At 72.8% G+C, this 17,093-nt stretch carries 16 protein-coding genes and 2 pseudogenes; 8 read left to right on the top strand and 10 right to left on the bottom strand.

The window, feature by feature from the left end; all coding sequences use genetic code 11:
• Positions 1-1,654: 1,654 nt before the first annotated feature.
• The gene (locus IE98_RS52260) at positions 1,655-2,386 is read left to right on the top strand and encodes a transglycosylase family protein (protein WP_030269743.1); all 732 of its coding nucleotides are present in this window, start codon (positions 1,655-1,657) and stop codon (positions 2,384-2,386) included.
• A gap of 682 nt (positions 2,387-3,068) precedes the next feature.
• On the opposite strand, the gene IE98_RS0116910 is transcribed toward IE98_RS52260, so the two are convergent.
• Positions 3,069-3,461 (bottom strand): DUF4345 domain-containing protein, encoded by a 393-nt coding sequence (locus IE98_RS0116910; RefSeq protein WP_030269745.1) that lies wholly within the window; start codon positions 3,459-3,461, stop codon positions 3,069-3,071.
• Between the two features lie 92 nt (positions 3,462-3,553).
• On the opposite strand from IE98_RS0116910, the gene IE98_RS0116915 reads away from it, so the two are divergent.
• On the top strand, positions 3,554-4,162 hold the full coding sequence (locus IE98_RS0116915; RefSeq protein WP_030269746.1) for a TetR/AcrR family transcriptional regulator: 609 nt from the start codon (positions 3,554-3,556) through the stop codon (positions 4,160-4,162).
• A gap of 9 nt (positions 4,163-4,171) precedes the next feature.
• On the opposite strand, the pseudogene IE98_RS47935 reads toward IE98_RS0116915, so the two are convergent.
• The 3 genes and pseudogenes from IE98_RS47935 to IE98_RS0116930 all read right to left on the bottom strand — a co-directional run bounded on the left by IE98_RS47935 (position 4,172) and on the right by IE98_RS0116930 (position 6,518).
• Positions 4,172-4,970: pseudogene (locus IE98_RS47935) on the bottom strand (IS5 family transposase).
• A 34-nt stretch (positions 4,971-5,004) separates the two neighbouring features.
• The gene (locus tag IE98_RS0116925) at positions 5,005-5,832 is read right to left on the bottom strand and encodes a hypothetical protein (RefSeq protein WP_052390614.1); all 828 of its coding nucleotides are present in this window, start codon (positions 5,830-5,832) and stop codon (positions 5,005-5,007) included.
• A gap of 269 nt (positions 5,833-6,101) precedes the next feature.
• Positions 6,102-6,518, bottom strand: coding sequence for a hypothetical protein (locus IE98_RS0116930; protein WP_043174371.1), 417 nt, complete (start codon positions 6,516-6,518; stop codon positions 6,102-6,104).
• A gap of 541 nt (positions 6,519-7,059) precedes the next feature.
• Between IE98_RS0116930 and IE98_RS0116935 the strand changes: the two genes are divergently transcribed.
• From IE98_RS0116935 to IE98_RS0116945, 3 genes are read left to right on the top strand one after another with little or no spacing between them, the layout of a single operon-like run.
• On the top strand, positions 7,060-7,422 hold the full coding sequence (locus tag IE98_RS0116935) for a MarR family winged helix-turn-helix transcriptional regulator (RefSeq protein ID WP_030269751.1): 363 nt from the start codon (positions 7,060-7,062) through the stop codon (positions 7,420-7,422).
• A complete protein-coding gene (locus tag IE98_RS0116940) occupies positions 7,419-8,852 on the top strand; it encodes an MFS transporter (RefSeq protein WP_030269753.1) in 1,434 nt (477 codons plus the stop codon). The genes IE98_RS0116935 and IE98_RS0116940 overlap by 4 nt, the downstream gene beginning before the upstream one ends.
• Before the next feature lie 33 nt (positions 8,853-8,885).
• Entirely contained in the window at positions 8,886-9,179 is a 294-nt protein-coding gene (locus IE98_RS0116945) for a DUF1330 domain-containing protein (RefSeq protein ID WP_030269754.1), read from the top strand.
• A 425-nt stretch (positions 9,180-9,604) separates the two neighbouring features.
• On the opposite strand, the gene IE98_RS49125 is transcribed toward IE98_RS0116945, so the two are convergent.
• Positions 9,605-9,766 carry a hypothetical protein gene (locus IE98_RS49125; RefSeq protein ID WP_159400944.1) on the bottom strand — a complete coding sequence of 54 codons (162 nt, stop codon included), beginning with the start codon at positions 9,764-9,766 and terminating at the stop codon, positions 9,605-9,607.
• 76 nt (positions 9,767-9,842) lie between these two features.
• Here IE98_RS49125 and IE98_RS44680 point away from each other — a divergent pair, with 76 nt between their 5' ends.
• On the top strand, positions 9,843-10,889 hold the full coding sequence (locus IE98_RS44680) for a pentapeptide repeat-containing protein (protein ID WP_052390615.1): 1,047 nt from the start codon (positions 9,843-9,845) through the stop codon (positions 10,887-10,889).
• A gap of 556 nt (positions 10,890-11,445) precedes the next feature.
• Positions 11,446-11,871 (top strand): MarR family winged helix-turn-helix transcriptional regulator, encoded by a 426-nt coding sequence (locus tag IE98_RS0116955; protein WP_234443570.1) that lies wholly within the window; start codon positions 11,446-11,448, stop codon positions 11,869-11,871.
• Positions 11,872-11,943: 72 nt separating this feature from the next.
• Here IE98_RS0116955 and IE98_RS0116960 read toward each other — a convergent pair whose 3' ends face one another.
• The 3 genes and pseudogenes from IE98_RS0116960 to IE98_RS50850 all read right to left on the bottom strand — a co-directional run.
• On the bottom strand, positions 11,944-12,159 hold the full coding sequence (locus tag IE98_RS0116960; protein ID WP_159400945.1) for a hypothetical protein: 216 nt from the start codon (positions 12,157-12,159) through the stop codon (positions 11,944-11,946).
• A gap of 101 nt (positions 12,160-12,260) precedes the next feature.
• Positions 12,261-12,416 (bottom strand): hypothetical protein, encoded by a 156-nt coding sequence (locus IE98_RS50845; protein WP_234443571.1) that lies wholly within the window; start codon positions 12,414-12,416, stop codon positions 12,261-12,263.
• 138 nt (positions 12,417-12,554) lie between these two features.
• Positions 12,555-12,852: pseudogene (locus tag IE98_RS50850) on the bottom strand (5-methyltetrahydropteroyltriglutamate--homocysteine S-methyltransferase); the annotation flags it as partial.
• Positions 12,853-13,220: 368 nt separating this feature from the next.
• On the opposite strand from IE98_RS50850, the gene IE98_RS0116965 reads away from it, so the two are divergent.
• Positions 13,221-15,524 (top strand): AAA family ATPase, encoded by a 2,304-nt coding sequence (locus IE98_RS0116965; RefSeq protein ID WP_030269758.1) that lies wholly within the window; start codon positions 13,221-13,223, stop codon positions 15,522-15,524.
• Between the two features lie 39 nt (positions 15,525-15,563).
• Here the strand turns inward: IE98_RS0116965 and IE98_RS0116970 are convergent, their stop codons facing one another.
• A complete protein-coding gene (locus tag IE98_RS0116970) occupies positions 15,564-16,208 on the bottom strand; it encodes an NADPH-dependent F420 reductase (protein WP_030269759.1) in 645 nt (214 codons plus the stop codon).
• A gap of 47 nt (positions 16,209-16,255) precedes the next feature.
• A complete protein-coding gene (locus IE98_RS0116975; protein WP_030269760.1) occupies positions 16,256-17,068 on the bottom strand; it encodes an inositol monophosphatase family protein in 813 nt (270 codons plus the stop codon).
• Positions 17,069-17,093 lie beyond the last annotated feature (25 nt).

Here is a 17,093-nt window from a genome sequence, read left to right on the forward strand (position 1 = left end):
ACGCGATCGCACGGACCTGCCGCACGGGGCACCGCAGACAGCCCCACCCCCGGAGTCCGGCCCCCGGAAAGACGCCCACAACCCGCTGCAGACCCGGGCCGCGCACGGGAGACCCGGGAGCACGCGCTCACCGCACTCCACTCCCTGCACAATCCGACACCGACAACGACCCGAACCCACCAGACCGCCGAACGCCGAAACCCCGGCGCACGGCGGGCAACCGCCCGCCTTCGACCGCAAGGCCCACACACAGCGCAACACCGTCGGACGCTGCATCAACAAGTTCAAGCAATCGCGCGCCCCGCCACCCGCCACGACAAGAGCCGCCAACGGCAGGGGTCCAAGCCGGTCGATGACGGCCACCACAGCGCTCTCCAGGCGGGACCGGTCGGTGCCGCACCGCAGGCGACAGCTCCGACGATCAAGCAGGCGTCGACAAAGGCGAGGACGACCGGCCGCACGGAGTCCACTCCGGGACGAGTACTGCGGGACGAGTGGTGAGGGCCCGAACGGATCGACGTACCCGCGCCACCCCGCCACTCAACACGCAATCCGACCACCGATCGAGCCCGAGCACAGAACCATCCCGAACAGCGGCGCCGTTCACCCGGCGCGCCCAGGCCCTCCCACGTGTCCCCCGGCGGTGCGCGGCGCTCGCACGACACCCGGCCGGGGCGCAGCCGTCGCACGCGCCCGCCGGGTTCCAGCCGTGGACGCCGGCGGTCGCGGCGCTCCCGCCGGTGGTGATCGGGGCACGCCGACCGTTGCGAGCTGCGCCGGCCGGCGCCCACGCAGGCGGACGACAGTCGCGGCATGGGGGGCCGTCGGGAGCTGCGCCGGCCGGCGTCCACGCAGGTGCAGGCGTCCCCGCAGGCGCGACGGCCGCACACGGCAGGGCCGGCACCACGGCCGACCGGGTTGGCAGCGTGGCCCACAGGGGTGGTGTGGGTGGGGGCCGGGGTCGCGGCCGGGGCGTGCGTGGCATCGCCGACGTGACGGCAGTTCCCGGTGGTGGCCGGGGGGCGTCGACGGGCGCACGCCTCCCGCCCGAGGCGCGGCGCCCGGCCCACTGCGCCGGGCTCAGCCCGACGGGCCATCACATCCCGTGACGGCCTTGGGCGCGACGGGTGACTGCTGTGGCCGGTGCCACCAAGACAGGCACCGGAACCGGGAACTCCACCCACATCCGTGACGGAACGTCACACGACGGCCACTTCGGGTCGAGCCGGCGGGCGGCTTCGCCGAGGCATTGGTGTGACCGGGGGCGCATTCACGGCCCTTTCGATCAAGAAAAACGCCGCAAAAGCTTCTATTCCCGGCACGATTTCTTGATCCCTACCGCCGGTAACAGTCAACTGACCTGCACCGTAAAGGAATTGCTTGATGACCGACCGCAATCACCCGTAGCTTCATGGGCGGTGCAACGAGCACCACCCGGGTCCACCCCGACGCACGGCCCGCCGGCCGACCCCCGGCACCAGGGCCGCGCCCGCCGCCCGGCCGAGCCCGCAACGGCCGGCGGCGAACAGGGGAGACCGGCGCGGCACGGCACGTCCACCACGTGCCCGCCGCCCGTCGAGAGAGGCGAACGGAACACGGGCCCCACCGGGGCCTGGTTCCGCACGCCCGCCCGGGGCGCGTCGAGAGGACGTTCATGACACCCGGTCACGAGACCACCGCAGCCACCACCCCCACCAGGATCACCACCAAGCGCAACCGACTCCGCGCCGCCGTCGTGGCCGGCGCCGCCGTCGCGGCACTCCCGGTGGCCGCACTCGTCCCGGCCCCCTCGGCCTCGGCCGCCTCCACCACCACCTGGGACGCCGTCGCCCGCTGCGAAAGCGGCGGCAACTGGTCGATCAACACCGGCAACGGCTTCTACGGCGGCCTCCAGTTCACCGCCAGCACCTGGCGCGCCTACGGCGGCACCGCCTACGCCCCCCAGGCCAACCGCGCCAGCAGGACCCAGCAGATCGCCGTCGCCGAAAAGGTCCTCGCCTCCCAGGGGCCCGGCGCCTGGCCCGTCTGCTCCCACAAAGCCGGCCTCTCCCGCGGCGGCGCACCCGCCCACGTCGACACCACCACCAAGGCCAAGCCCACCGCACCCAAGCCCGCCAAGTCCCGGCCCGCCCAGAACCGGCCCGCCCACAAGTCCGACCCGAGTTCCGCCGACGCCACGCGCTCCGCCCGCACCACCTCGCCCGCCCCGACCAACCCCCCGAGGAACACCACCCCCGACGGCACCTACACCGTCAAGAGCGGCGACACCCTCAGCGACATCGCCCACACCTTCCACACCGACCTGCAGAGCCTGTACACCAACAACATCCGAACCATCGGCAACAACCCCGACCTCATCTACCCCGACCAGGTACTCACCCTCTGACCCCCACTCACGCCACCAGCCACCACCGCCGGCCACCCCCCACAAGGGGCGGCCGGCCCCGGCACATCAACCCACGGAGGCCGGCAGGCCGACACGAACCCGACCCCCTGCGCGGACCGAGCGCAGTCCTCCACGGAAACCCGACCGGACAACCCCCGGGCAACCACACCAACAGACCCGCGCAAGTGCCGAGGCCGACCACTGACCGCAAGCGACCACACCCGCAAACCAGGCACCTGCCCGGCGGCCCGGCCGGCCACGACCGGCACGGACCGCCACCCGACCCGACCCCCACCGCAGACAGAACCGCGCACCCGCAGAAGCGACGCGAAGGTTCCCCACGGCCACCGAAACCGCCGACGCCGACCGCGGTCGGTGCGCGCCTGCGCCTGTGGACCAATTGCACAGGGCGAACAGGTGCACAGTCGCACAACCCACCAGGCTGGTCCTGGCTGCGGCCGTCGGCGGAGCCCCCGATCTCCCGGCGCTCCGCAACATCGAACAGCCGGACCCACCAGCACAGGCCGGTGCGAGACCACGTACTCGGCAGGCCCGGTACACCTTGGCCGACCCCGACAAGCCCGGGCCCTGTCCACAGGATGACTCCGCGCCGGCAGCCGACGGCCACCGAGGCGTCCCGCGCGTACTCGACCCGGCGCCACGCGCCGCGGACGGGCGGGGATCAGGCGCGCCCCGCACGTACCCGCTCCTCGGCGTCGGCCAGCCAGAAGTAGACCGGCGGCAGAGCAAGTTCGATCACCGTCAGGACCACCTGGAACCAGTGCGGCCAGCCGTACCGGGCGAGCGACAGCAGTCGGCTCACCCCGCCCAGCAGGAACACCCCAGCCAGCCGGCGCACGGCCGTCGCCGGGATCGGCCGCTGCCGGGCGACCCACAGCCAGGCCAGTCCGTACCCCGCGAAGATCGCACCGAAGAAGCGCCCCAGACTGTCGATCGTCGTCCCGGCGGCGCCCGCGCCGGGGATGGAGGCGTTGCCGAGCAGCACATGTCCGAGCCCGATCGCCACGCACGAGATCCCCATCATCAGCACGAGCACCCTCAGCGTCCTGGCCATGGCCCCTCCCCGAGTCCCGCCACCAGCATTAGTTGACACACGTCTACTAGGGTAGGGCGCGCCGGTAGACACGTGTCAAGTAACCTTCAGCCGTGTCTCCCCGCCAACGGCTCAGCCCCGCCGACCGCCGCGCCCAGCTGCTCGCCGTCGCCGCGCAGCTCTTCGCCGCCCACCCGTACGACGAGGTGCAGATGGAGGAGGTCGCCGAGCAGGCCGGCGTCTCCCGCGCGCTGCTCTACCGTCACTTCGCCGGCAAGCACGAGCTCTTCGCGGCGGTCTACCAGCAGGCGGCCGACCAGCTGCTCGCCGAGACCCGGTTCGACCCCGCAGACTCCCTCGTCGAGCAGCTCGGCCAGGGCCTGGACGCCCACCTGGACTACTTCGTCGCGAACCGCAACGCCGTACTCGCCGCCAACCGGGTGCTGGCCGGTGACCCAGTGATCCAGACGATCATGACCAACGAGCTCGACGCCCTCCGCACCCGGCTGCTGGGCGTGCTCCCCCTCGCCGACGACGGCGCTCACGAGGCGGTCTCCGGCGTCCTGAAGAGCTGGCTGGTCTTCGTCCAGGTGCTGTGCGTGGACTGGCTCACACAGCAGACCTGCAGTCGGGCCGAACTGCGCGACGTGTGCATCGGCGCCGTGCTGGGCGCCGTCCGTCCACTGCTCGCCACCGACCCCGCACCCGACTGGCCGCGCTAAGAAGTCATCTCATTTGGTGATTCTGCGGTGGCAGATGAGGGCGGCGGTGATGGTGGCGAAGGCCGCAAAGTGGTCAGCCTTGCGTTCGTAGCGGCGGTGGAGTCGGCGGAAGCCGCCGAGCCAGGCGACGGCCGCTCGATGACCCGGCGGTGTCGGCCGAGGCGAGTCGAGGACTCGATGCCGCGGCGGGCGATGCGGTGGGTGATCTGCCGTCGTCGCAGGTAGGAGCGGATGAAGCGGTGGTCGTACGCTTTGTCGCCGTGGAGCTTGCCGGGCCGGCGGCGCCTCGGGCCGCGGCGGGAGCGGATCGGCGGGATCGCCTCGACGAGCGGGATCAGGGCCTGGCTGTCGTGCAGGTTCGCGCCGGAGATCGCGAGCGAGACGGGCAGACCGGTGCGTTCGGTGAGCAAGTGGATCTTCGACCCGAACTTGCCCCGATCGACAGGATTCGGACCCGTCAGGTCCCCTTTTTCGTGGCGCGCATGTTCACCGAGTCGACCGCGCACCTCGACCGGTCCAGCCCGCCCCGGGCGCCGAGTTCGCCCGGGGCCGGGCGGTGGAGCTTCGCTCACACCCGGGCCGCGGTCCACTCCGCGAACCGGCGGTGCGCGGTCGGCCCGGACGGCCCACAACGGGGCGGCAACTGCTCCCTCGTGCACACGGACGTGGCCACGAACACGATCGCCGCCGGCCTCCCGATCCCGCAACGCCGACGGCCACCGCCCTGCGGGCGCGTCGGCGCCACCGGCACCACCCGCCGAAACGACTCCCCCAACTCGTCCGGCACCGGGCGCTCCACGATCGCCACGCGAGCAGCCCACAGGCCCGCATGAGATGGCTTCTCAGGAAGCCAGGACCTGACGGGCGGCCCGGATCTGGGTCTCCAGGGCGGCCTTGGTCTCGGCCATCGCCTTCCCCTCGGCGGCGATCGCCTCCTGCTGGTAGGCGTAGTCCACCGCGTACCAGATGCCCACCACGTTGTGCTCGTGCCGGCAGGCCGCGTCCGCCGCGGCCACCCGGATCTCGTGCGGGGTGGGCATGGGCGTCCTGTTCCACTCCGGGTCGCCCATCGCCGCCACCGGGTCCGGGTAGTCGAAGCCGCTCCCCTTCATGCACTGCGACCACCGGACGAACGCGGCCTGGGTGCGCGTGTCCTGCTGGGACTCGCTCAGTGTGCGGAACTTGAGGGTCACGGCCGTCTGCGGGTCGCCGATCTGCCCGTCCACAGCACCGGTGAGCCGCTGGTTGGCCTCACCGAAGCAGCCGTGGTCGGGCACCTTCCGGCCGTTGACGACCTGGCCTCCCGGGCCGAACCGCTGCTTCGGGTCCGAGGAGCCGGTCTCCGCGACCGTCTCCTCCCGTGACGTCGGCGCCGGGGCCGAACGGGGCTGCATCTTCTCCGCGGGGACGCCGCCCTCCGGGTGGTAGCCCCAGGTCGCCGTCGTCGCGGCGTTCTGCGGGCCGTAGCGGCCGTCGATCCGCGTGGTGGGAGCGTCGCTGCCACGCAGTTCCCTGGGCGACGCGGGGAAGGTGAAGGTGAACCCGAGCCGGGTCATGCAGGCGGTGACCAGCTTGGCCTGCGCCTGTTCGACCTGGGTCTGTTGCTCGTAGGTGAGCAGGTAGCCGTCGAGGGGCAGCGGCTTGTCGTTGGCCGAGTCGAGCACCGGCACGGCGGGGACCGAAGGAACGGGGTCCGTGCGCGACGGGAAGGCAGTGCCGGGCTTCGGCTCCGCAACTGCGCCCGCGCAACCGGCCAGCAGGAGCGGCAGGGCGGTCAGCAGGGCGGTACGGCGCGGGCGTCGTGACACGGGTCGGATCTCTCTCGCGAGGAGGACTCGGTGGATCGGCAGCCGCGGTGGTCCTCGGCCGGTGGGACGGCCGAGGACCACCGCGGGAGCCGCCCGGCCCCGGACGCGGACCCGGGCCGGCTCCGACGGACTCAGTGGAAGGCGCCCGAGGCGTTGTTGTTCTTGAGCGCGCTGTTGAGGTCCACGGTCTTCCAGGCAGGGATGGTCTGGCAGGCGTACCTGCAGTCGTACCAGCTGTTGTAGTAGACGACGAAGTTGCCGCCGTACCAGCTGTCCACGGCCGCGGCGTGGTTCTTCACCGTGTTGCCGACACCGTTGCTGCCGTTGAGGCCGGGCTGGAACCAGTAGGCCCCGTAGTCGTGGATGTCACCGCTCTGCTGGAAGTAGGCGCCGTAGCCGTAGGCGCTGGAGTTGTAGTAGAGGCAGACGGCGTGGGTCTCGCCACTGCAGTCGTAGTTGATCGCCGAGGCGGTGTCCGCCGTGGCCAGGCCGGTCGTGGCAACGGCGGCGGCCACGCCGGCCGCGGTGAGGAGCTTCCTGATACGCATCCGGTTCCTCCTTACGACGCCGGCACCTCCGGCGTTCGGTCCGAGCGGTCCCGTCGGCGACCTCCCGGCGGCTGCGGCCCCATCATCGGGACGGCCCGTATCGTCCCGGTAGCGCTGCCGTAGCGCGCGACGCACCGCGGGCGCCGAGGCGATGCCGCCGGGGACCGGGGACTCCGTCGACCGGCGACTCCGCCGCGTGGGCGCGGACGGCCCCGGACCGCGCAGGAACCGGCGGACCGAGGACGTTCGGCAGCCTCCGCCGCCGCGTCGGCGTCCCGTCACCGGTACGGCCGCCGTTCGCCCGCCTCGGACCGCGACCGGATCGCCGCCGGGCGGCCTCGCTGCGGCGGGACGCGGTCCGGCACTCGGCCGGGCAGCACGTCCGCAGCCCGCACCGGCCGGGCACTTACATAAACAATGAATATAAAACTTCTATGCTTCGGCCATGAGTCGTCAAGACACCGCTCCTGGCGCGTCCGCCGCCATCGGGGCAGCCCTCTACGGCCTGGCCACCAGGGCCGCGAGACGCCTGCCGCGGGACATGAGCCTGACGTCCGCCGCCACGCTGGCCACCCTGGACCGGACCGGGCCGCGGCGCATCACCGATCTGGCCTCGGTCGAGGGCGTCACCCAGCCCGCGATGACCGCCCTGGTCCGGGTGATGGAGGAGTCCGGCCTGGTCGAGCGGCGGGGCGACGCGTCCGACAGGCGGGTCGCGCTGGTGTGCCTGACCGAGGCCGGCGCCTCCTACGTCCGGACGCGGCGTCAGGCGGGCGTCCACGCGTTCGAGCGGTTGATCGGCGGGCTCACCGGCGACGAGGTCGAGGCGCTGGTGGCGGCCCTTCCGGCGCTGCAGCATCTGGCAGAGCTCGAGAGCCAGGACCGCGAAGGGCCGAAGCAGTGACCGGGCAGCCGGCCGGCGGGGTCGCGGCGAAGGCGTTCCCGGTGGCGCGTTCCGAGGCGCGGCTGCTGGTCCCCGCCCTGCTGTTCATCGCCCTGGTCGTGGCGGCGGTCGCCAGCCTCGGGACGCCGCTCATCACCAGCGTGGCGACCTCGTTCCACGTCCCGCTCGGCAGCGCGCAGTGGACGCTGACCGTCGCGCTGCTCAGCGGCGCCGTCGCCACGCCGGTCCTGGGCCGGCTCGGAGCCGGCCCGCACCGGCGGGTCACGATCCTCGCCACGCTGGCGGTCGTCGTCGCCGGCAGCGCGCTCACCGTGCTGCCGCTGCCGTTCGGGTGGCTGCTGGCCGGCAGGGCGGCCCAGGGCGTCGGGCTCGGGCTGACGGCGCTGATGATGGGCGTGGCCCGGGACCACCTCCCCGAGGAGCGCAGCGCGGCCGTGATCGCCCTGATCTCGGTGGTCTCGATCATCGGGGCCGGCGTCGGCTACCCGCTGGCCGCACTGCTCGCCGAGCTCGGCGGGGTACGGGCCGCCTACGGCCTCGGTCTGGTCGTCACCGCCGCCGCCCTCCTGACCGCGTGGCGCTCCGTGCCCGAAGCCCCCGAAGGCCGCTCCGCCCGCGTGGACGTGGCAGGCGCGGTCGTCCTGGCCGCTGCGCTGCTCCTGGTGCTGTTCCTCGCCGGCGAACGGGATCTGTGGGGTCGGCACCTCGCCGTGGCGGCGGGCCTCGCGGTCGTCGCGGTGGTGCTGCTCTGCGTCTGGGCCGTCATCGAGCTGCGCAGCACGACGCCCCTGGTCGATGTGCGGGCGGTGCGGCACCCGGCGGTCGCCGGGGCGAACCTCGCCATGTTCGTCGGCGGGATCGGCATGTACCTCCTGCTCACGCTCATCACCCGGTACGCGCAGACGCCGTACGACGCCGGCTACGGTTTCGGGCTGACGACCTTCGTCGCCGGGCTGGTCCTCATCCCGTTCTCGGTGCTGGGGTTCGTCGCCGGCAGGCTCACGCCGAGGGTCCGGACGCGGATCGCCGACCCCCTGCTCCTGGCCGGCAGCGCCGTCGTGGTCGGCGGCGGGTTCGCCCTGTTCGCGGCGGCCCGGTCGGACCTGGCCGAACTGTTCACGGCGATGGGCGTGCTCGGCTTCGGCGTCGGCGGCTTCTCGGCCGCGATGCCCGGCGTCATCCTGGCCGTCACCCCCAAGAGCGAGACGTCGAGCGCCATGAGCTTCAACTACGTCGTCCGCAGCGTCGGGTACTCCCTGGGCAGCGCCGTCGGCGGCCTGATCCTCGCCGCGGGCACCGGCCCCGGCCACCTCTTCCCCGACGACGGCGCCTACACCACCGCGGCGCTGGTCGGCATCGGCGCCATGGCGATCACGATGCTGACGGGCCTCGCCCTCGCCCGCCGACGCCCGTCCGCGACCAACCCGTAAGTCGGACGCACTCGTCCCAACACTGGAGGTTCCATGCCCAAGGGCTACTGGGTCAGCGCCTACCGCGCCACTTCGGACCCCGAGAAGCTGGCTGCTTACAACAGGCTGGCCGGCCCGGCCGTCGCGGCCGGGGGCGGTCGGGTCCTCACCCGCGGCGGTCGGGTCGTGGCGCATGACGCCGGAATCGCCGAGCGCACCGTCCTGGTCGAGTTCGACAGCTTCGAGCAGGCCGTCGCGGCGCACGAGAGCGCGGCCTACCAGGAGGCGCTGGTCGCCCTCTCCGACGGCGTCGAGCGCGACTTCCGGATCGTCGAAGGCATCGACTGACCGAGGTCCGGTCGGGTGCTGCACCGTAACCCGCCCGGCGGCCCTGAGGACCGGATCCGACAGGGCTGCCGGTGGCAGGTCCAGGGCGTCGAAGGCCTCCGTGCTGCCGCCCACGGCGGCCGTCTGGGCGAGGGTCAGGTGGGCGGTGAGCTCGTTCTCGGTGCGCAGCTTCCGCGAGACGGTCCACTCGACGCGGCGTGCCTCATTCCCGGCGGCGTAGGTGATGGTGCCGACGGTCGTCCAGCCCTTCTTGCGGAAGCGGTCGATGCGGTCCGTGGTGGCGGGCTGAGGTTGTGCTCTCGGGACGGTGGCGCGGCCTGGTCGAGGCCAGGGGCGCAGGGGAATTTCGGCCCGTGGGCACCCCCTCCCCCGGCCCGTCGTACCCAGGGGGCGAAGGGGGCGTTCGCGGGCTTCGGGGCGGCTGCTCAGGGTGTGGTGGGCGGCTGTCCGGCGATGCCCAGGAGGCGGGCCTTGGCGGGGGTGAGGCTTGTCGGGGTCCGGGTGCCGGTACGGACGCCTCCCGGGTACCAGGCGGTCTCGTGGACGGGGTTCCACTGCTGGACACCACGGTCCGCGACCTGTCTCAAGTGGAGCGGTCGACCGACCCGGCGCACGCTGGAAAAGAGGCACAAACGCTCCCACGGCCGCCCAGGGGGTGACAACGTGGCCGCACGTCCCGGGCCGCGCAACGCACGCCGTCCCGAACACGAGCCCCGCGTTGTCAGGCGCAGACGCCTGTGGCCGGGCGCCCGCATCCACCGTCGGCGCCAGCGGGAGGACCGTTCGGACGGGCGCTGGGGGCAGACCGCCACCGGCATCGCCGCGATCGGCGCGTTAGTCCTCACATCGATCTCGCTCGGCCTGACCAGTTGCCAGAACTCCCATCAGAACAGCATCGCCGAGCAGGGCCAGATCACCCAGCGGTACACGGCTACCATCAGCCAGCTCGGGTCCACCGTCCCCGACGTCCGGCTGGGTGGCATCTACGCCCTCCAACGGATCATGAACAACTCCCCTGCGGACCAGCCCACCATCGTCTCGGTCCTGTGCGCCTTCATCCGCAATCACGCGCCGGGCAGCCCCGGCGCCGCCACCGTCAACAGCCCGCCCACCGACGTCGACGCCGCTCTCGACGTCCTCAGCGGCCGTAACCCCGATCACGACGCCTATGCGTCCATCGACCTGCACGGCACCGACTTCTCCCACATGGACGTCAGCGGTCTTCAACTCGCAGACGCCGACTTGGCCAACGCGAACCTCGTCGGCGCAGACCTCACCGGCACCTATCTCACCAACGCGAACTTCACCGGCGCGGACCTCACGAACACCATTCTCGAGAGCACGCACCTGGAGGCTGCGAAGCTCGGCGCCGTGAACCTTGCCGGCGCCGATCTCCAGTATGCGCACCTCGCGGGCGCCGTTCTCGACCAGGCGAACCTCAGCGAGGCAGTCCTCAACAATGCGGACCTCACGAAGACATCGCTCCTCGATGCACACCTGGACGATGCCCAACTCCTCCGTGCGAACCTCACCGACGCGTACCTTTCCGGCACGAGCCTCAAGAACGCCTACGTCTATGGAGCAGACCTCGACCGTACCTATCTGGTCAACGCAGACCTCGCGGGTGCCAACCTGTACGACACCCTCCTGTGTTCGGGAGATCAGCCCACGACGCCGGATCGGGGCTATGTCTGCGCGAACGAGAAGTAGGTGACGCATCCAACGGCTCGGCAACTCCGCCGAGCGCTCCGCGCTACGGCGCACCGGGCGCCCGGACCGGCCTGCTCGCCGCAGACCTGTCCCACCCGGTCGAGCTCGGCAAGCAGCTGCAGCAGCTCGTGGCGCAGACGATCACTGGCCACCGCTCTGTCGGACTGACGGCCACGTGGACTGGGCGCAGCTGCCCGAGGAGACCGCGTGCGAGGGCAAGCAGCTCCGCCGCCGGGTCCGGGCGCAGCGAGCCGGCCGGCCCGGCCCGGCCCGGAGAGGGGCCAGTACGACCTGCTGACCGCGATCGGCATCGAGCCGGGCCCGCGGGCGCGCTGCGGGCTCTGGCCGGACCCGGACAGCAGGAGCCCGGGCACCACGACGCGGAGCCCTCGGGCCCAGCTGCGCCGGCCGTGCGGGTGGCCCCGTCCCGGCTGGGCCTGGGGCGGGCGCCCACGTCAGGCCCACGCGGCGCGGTCACGGTGGGCACGATGGCCGCTCTCCGCACGGCCGATGGACTGCGGCCGACGCGGCGGTGCGGCGCTACCGGATGCGGACGATGCTCTTGCCCAGCGTCGCGGAACAGGCCCTGATGGCCCATCACGAGGCGGTCCTGCGCGGCTACGGGCTGACCATGACGCAGTACACGGTGCTCCTCGCCCTCTCCCGCGGCGACGGCCGGTCCGGTGCCCAGCTCGCCCGCGCCTGCGGGGCCTCCCAGCAGAGCATGGCCACCGTCCTGAACGGCATGCAGGCCAAGGACCTCATCACCCGCACCGCGCCCGAGGCCCACGCCAAGGTCATGCTCGCCACCCTCACCGACACCGGCCGCGCCCTCCTCGACCGCGCCTACCGGGAGGTCATCGCGCTCGAACGCGCCCCGACCGACCGCTTCGGCCCCGAAGAACACCGGCAGTTCTGCGAGTTCCTCGACCGCGCCACCGCCACCCTCGTCGAACAGATCCCCACACCCCCCACACGCTGACGACGTCGCCGAACATCGCCCGCCATCTCGCCGCGCCCCCGAGGGCGCACACGCTCCCGGCGGCCGCGCGGCTCACCCTGCCGGAGGTGCCGCCCTCGGCGGGGCGCCCGGCTGCCGGTCGTAGTCGGCCGCCAGCCGGGCGGGCCGGTGCAGTGACTCGGCGGGGACGTCGTCAGGCGCGGTGTCGACCACCTGGCGGGCGGCGACGACGAGCACAGCCGACCCGTAGGCGTGGCGGGTGGCGCGCGGACGGCGGGCCGGCAACCAGTTCCACGCCGGGGGGCGCATTGCAGCAGCGCCCTACCGGAACCGCCCACACGCCGGGACCGGAGCCGCCGTCACAGGGCGGCAGCACAGCGAGCCGGCGCGGCCGCCCGGTGGGGCACCGGTCAGTGGCCGTTCCCCCGGCACTCGGGGCAGACGATCAGCCCTCGACCGTCCGGCGCGACCAGGGTGCCCCAGCCGTTGCACCCACAGCAGTCCCGCGCCGGAGCGGGACCGGACGGGCTGCTGCCGAAGGCTGGGGCCAGGAAGGCTATCTGCATGCAAACAACCGTAAAGGTTCCATGTTGAACAATCCAGGACATGAGGAACAACTGTTGGCAAAGTTCTGATCGATCACGGCCGGCCCACTCGCCACAGCCGGTGTCCTGAGTCGCAACGCGGAGGCCGGCCGGCGGGTCAGTCGCGAGCTCCCTGCGCAGGCGCCGGGCTGCGGCAACGAGGCAGTCCACCGATGCACGGGTCTCCGGCCACCCGCAGGCCTTCAGACCGCAGTCCGAATTGGCCCGGAGCCGGTCGGCCGGGATCGCGACGGGCCCGGCCCCGCAGCACCTCCACGACCTCCCCGGCGCCCGGGATCCACGGGGAACGGAGACCCCACACACCCGGTCCGACCTCGCGCGGACAGCCGGCTTCGCCGAGTTCGCCGGCGACCTGCATCCGGGACCGGGCTGCCTCCAGGGAGATCACGTCGATGTCGGTCGACCGACATCGCCGGCCATGGCCTCGACGTGGCGGGCATCACGGCCCAGCAGCGTTTCGGCGCCACGTGAATGGCCATCACCGGCATGCCGCCGGACGCGAACCCCCACCCGCTTCAACACCCCGGAGCGGGAGTTCGGCGCCGCCGCCATCGCGACGACATCCGCGTCCTGTCCGTCGAGCCGTGACCGCCCGCGCCGACCCGCGGCCGGACGCGGCCTCCGGGCAAACAGGCACGGTTTCCGGACAACAAGAAACCCGGGCGCACTGGCGTCCCGGGCATTTCCCTCGTAGATTAGTGGGTTCCACGAGTTCATTCGGAACGACCCGAAATGCGAACTCCGGAAACCTTATGGCGTAAGTATATGCGAGCGGGAGCGGAATTGTCAAACGGCGAAATTCTCCGGGAACAGGAATTCATCGATCTGCTCTGCGGACGCCTCGCCGAGCTGGAGGCGCGGGCCGCCGCCGGAGTCGGTGCCGCACTGGCGCAGGGGGCGACCAACGCCCAGATGCTGCTGGAGCGGGACGTGCTGGTGGCCGAGCAGAGCGGGCTGCTCACCCTGTACTCCTCCGGGGAGCACGGGCTCTGCTTCGGCCGGCTGGCCTTCCGGGACGGGGCCGACCACCACATCGGCCGGATCGGGATCCGCGCCGACGACGAGGAACGGACGCCCCTGGTCGTCGACTGGCGCGCCGACGTCGCCCGCCCGTTCTACCTCGCCACCGGCCACGAGCCGATGGGCCTGCGCAGGCGGCGGCACATCACCACCGAGCGGAACCGGGTCACCGCCCTGCACGACGAGATCCTCGACCTCGACGACACCGAACGCACCGGCCACGAGGGCGCGACCGCCGACGCCGTGCTGCTCGCCGCGCTCGACGCCGCGCGCACCGGCCGGATGCACGACATCGTGCAGACCATCCAGGCCGAGCAGGACCGGATCATCCGCGCCCCGCACCGCGGCGTGCTGGTCGTCGAGGGCGGTCCCGGCACCGGGAAGACGGCGGTGGCCCTGCACCGCGCCGCCTATCTGCTCTACGCCCACCGCGAGCTGCTGGCCCGGCGCGCGGTGCTGATCGTCGGGCCCAACCCGGCCTTCCTCGGCTACATCGGCCAGGTGCTGCCCGCACTCGGCGAGACCGGGGTGCTGCTGGCCACCCCCGGCGAACTCTTCCCCGGCGTGCGCGCCACCGGCACGGACACGCCCGAGGCGGCGGCCGTCAAGGGCGGTGCCGCCATGGCCGACGCCCTCGCCGCCCACCTGAGCGACCGGCAGGCCACCGGCTGGCCGGAGCTGCGGATCGACCACGAGGACGGCGAGCTCGTACTGGACCGCGAGCTGGTCACCGCCGCCCGCGACCGCGCCCGCAGGACGCACCTGCCGCACAACCTCGCCAGGCCGCACTTCGCCTTCGCCGTCATCGACGGGCTCACCGCCCAGCTGGTGGAGCGGATCGGCGCCGACCCCTACGGCGGCCCGAACCTGCTCGGCGCCGACGACCGGGCCCTGATCGGCAAGGGCGTCGCCGCCAGCGCCCAGGTCCACGCCGCGATCGACGAGCTGTGGCCGCTGCTCACGCCGGAGCGACTGGTCGCCGACTTCCTGGAGGAGCCCACCCACCTCTCCGAGGCCGACACGGCGGCGATCCGCCGCGCCCCGTGCGGTCCCTTCACGGCCTGGCCGTGGACCCCGGCGGACGTGCCGCTGCTGGACGAGGCGGCGGAACTGCTCGGCGAGGACGACTCCGCCCGTCTCGCCGCGGAGGAGGCGCAGCGGCAGGAGGCCATCGCCTACGCCCAGGGCGTGCTGGACCTCTCCTACGGCTCGCGCAGCCACGAGTTCGCCGACCGCGAGGACGAGGACTCCGAGCAGTTGGCCGCCCACGACCTCATCGACGCCGAACGGCTGGCGGACCGTCAGGAGGAGGCGGACGGGCGCAGCGCCGCGGAGCGTGCGGCGGCGGACCGGACCTGGGCCTTCGGCCACGTCATCGTCGACGAGGCGCAGGAGCTGACCCCGATGCTGTGGCGGCTGCTGATGCGGCGCTGCCCGACCCGTTCGATGACCCTGGTCGGCGACCCGGCGCAGAGTTCCGAGCCGGGCAGCTGCGGCACCTGGTCGGCCGCGCTGGGCCCGCACGTGGGCGAGCGCTTCGAGCGGGTGCTGCTGGACGTCAACTACCGGACCCCGGCCGAGATCATGGACGTCGCGGCGGGCGTGGTCCGGGCGACGGACCCGGGCTTCCGGCCGCCGCGTTCGGTGCGGTCCACGGGTGTCCGCCCGTGGGCGCGGCGGGTGGCGGACGCTGCGGAGCTGGCCGACGTGGTGGCGGCGTGCGTCGCGGCCGAGCCCGTCCCGGCGGACGGGACGGGCGGGCGGCTGGCCGTGGTGGCGCCGAGGCATCTGCTCGGGGGCCTGGCGGCGGCGCTGCCGGAGGCCGACTCCGGGCCCGAGCCTGACCTCGCCCGCCCGGTGGTCCTGCTCTCCCCGGCACAGGCGAAGGGCCTGGAGTTCGACAGCGTGCTGGTGGTCGAGCCGGCCGACTTCGGCCGCGCGGAGCTGTACGTCGCCCTGACCCGCGCCACGCAGCGGTTGGGTGTGGTGCACCGTGCGGCCCTGCCGGAGGGCCTGGAGCTGGAGGAGCAGGCACCGACCGCGATCTGACCGGCGCTCCTGCCGAGGAGTACCGGCGTCACGTGGGGCTCAGCGGGCGAGGGAGACGGCGAAGGGCTTGAAGCCGTGTCGGCGCAGGACGGGGGGAACCACGAGGACCATCGCCTCGGTGGCGCGGGCCGTGGTGATGCCGCCGAGGTCCTCGATCCATGCGGGCTGCCAGCCCAGGTCGCCGAGCAGGCCGGTGACGGTCCTCTTCGCGTTCTGGTCGTCGCCCGAGAGGTAGGCGGTCGGTGGGGTGGCCAGGAGGTCGGGAGCGGTCATGACCATGAACAGCATGGTGTTGAGGGTCTTGACCACCTGGGTGTCGGGGAGGGCGGCCTGGAGTCGCTCGGCGAGGCTGCTGCCGGGGTAGCACAGGTCGCCGGGCAGGCCGTCCTCGGCGTCGTGGGTGGCGTTGGAGACGTCGACGAGGAGTTTGCCGGAGAGCTCGGTGCGCAGGCCGGCGAGGCGGTCGAGGGAGGTGTCGCCGGGCGTCGCGTTGATCACGATGTGTGCGGTGCGGGCGGTGGTGCGCTGGTCGGCGAAGGCGATGCGCGGGTCGATGCCGGTGGCGAGGGCCGCGGTCACTTCCGGGTTCCGGACACCGAGGGTGACGCGGTGTCCGGCTGCGGAGAGCTTGCCGGCGAGGTTGGCGCCGACGCGGCCGGCGCCGAGGATGCCGATGCTGGTCATGCGGTGATGCTCCTTGCGGTGTGAGGGGGGCGGTCCGGGGTGTCCGGTCAGGCGATCGGTGCCAGGACTTCGAGGGCGGCGGGGTGGATGCCGGGGGCGGCGGCGAGGAAGTCGCGGCTGCCGGTGTTCCAGGGCTCGCCCGTCAGGTCGGTGACGGAGCCTCCGGCCTCGGAGACCAGCAGCGCACCGGCAACGAGGCCGGAGCGGACGTCGGAGAACTGCCAGAAGGCGTCGGTGCGTCCGGCGGCGACGTGGATGAGCTGCATGGTGGCGGGCACGGACACGCGTACGACCAGGCCGTTGACGAGCATGGCGGTGACCGAGTCGCCGATCCGCCGGAAGGTGCGCTCGTCCTCGCCGGGCCGGCCCTGGCCGGTGCCGACGAGGGCGGCGCCCAGATCGGTCTTGGCGGAGACCGTCAGGGGTCGGTCGTTGAGGCGGGCGCCGCCGCCGGCGACGGCGGTGTAGGTGTCGCCGGTCAGTGGCAGGTGGACGACGGTGAGCACCGGCCGGTTGTCGCGGACCAGGGTGGCGGTCACGGCCCAGTCCTCCATGCCGTGGACGTGGTTGATGTTGCCCTCGGCGGGGTCGACGACCCACCACTCCCCCGGCGGGAGTTCACCGCCGGCCAGCTCGTCCTCGGCCCACTGCGATCCGGGCCGGGCCCGCAGCAGCGGCTCCCGCAGGACGTCCAGCACTGCGTCGTCGTTGGCGTGGATCTCGGCGACGACCTCGTCCAGGCTCACGCCCCGGGCGTGCGGGGTGTGGCGGTCGCGCAGGGTGCGGCCCGCGGTCTCCACCGCGGCGGTCACCTCGGTCAGGAGCGTCGTGTCGGCGGCGAAAGGCATGGCTGTGCTCATGAGGGGCTCCCTGGATTCGATGTGG

The sequence above is a fragment of the Streptomyces sp. NRRL B-24484 genome (assembly GCF_000717715.1).
Taxonomy (GTDB): domain Bacteria; phylum Actinomycetota; class Actinomycetes; order Streptomycetales; family Streptomycetaceae; genus Kitasatospora.

Excerpts from the sequence above, each read along its gene's own strand:
- IE98_RS0116960 (WP_159400945.1), bottom strand. The coding sequence starts at position 12,159 with ATGCGCCCCCCGGCGTGGAACTGGTTGCCGGCCCGCCGTCCGCGCGCC.
- IE98_RS0116965 (WP_030269758.1), top strand. The coding sequence starts at position 13,221 with ATGCGAGCGGGAGCGGAATTGTCAAACGGCGAAATTCTCCGGGAACAG.
- IE98_RS0116930 (WP_043174371.1), bottom strand. The coding sequence starts at position 6,518 with ATGCGTATCAGGAAGCTCCTCACCGCGGCCGGCGTGGCCGCCGCCGTT.
- IE98_RS0116970 (WP_030269759.1), bottom strand. The coding sequence starts at position 16,208 with ATGACCAGCATCGGCATCCTCGGCGCCGGCCGCGTCGGCGCCAACCTC.
- IE98_RS0116910 (WP_030269745.1), bottom strand. The coding sequence starts at position 3,461 with ATGGCCAGGACGCTGAGGGTGCTCGTGCTGATGATGGGGATCTCGTGC.
- IE98_RS0116975 (WP_030269760.1), bottom strand. The coding sequence starts at position 17,068 with ATGAGCACAGCCATGCCTTTCGCCGCCGACACGACGCTCCTGACCGAG.
- IE98_RS50845 (WP_234443571.1), bottom strand. The coding sequence starts at position 12,416 with ATGCAGATAGCCTTCCTGGCCCCAGCCTTCGGCAGCAGCCCGTCCGGT.
- IE98_RS0116935 (WP_030269751.1), top strand. The coding sequence starts at position 7,060 with ATGAGCCTGACGTCCGCCGCCACGCTGGCCACCCTGGACCGGACCGGG.
- IE98_RS0116955 (WP_234443570.1), top strand. The coding sequence starts at position 11,446 with ATGCTCTTGCCCAGCGTCGCGGAACAGGCCCTGATGGCCCATCACGAG.
- IE98_RS52260 (WP_030269743.1), top strand. The coding sequence starts at position 1,655 with ATGACACCCGGTCACGAGACCACCGCAGCCACCACCCCCACCAGGATC.
- IE98_RS0116945 (WP_030269754.1), top strand. The coding sequence starts at position 8,886 with ATGCCCAAGGGCTACTGGGTCAGCGCCTACCGCGCCACTTCGGACCCC.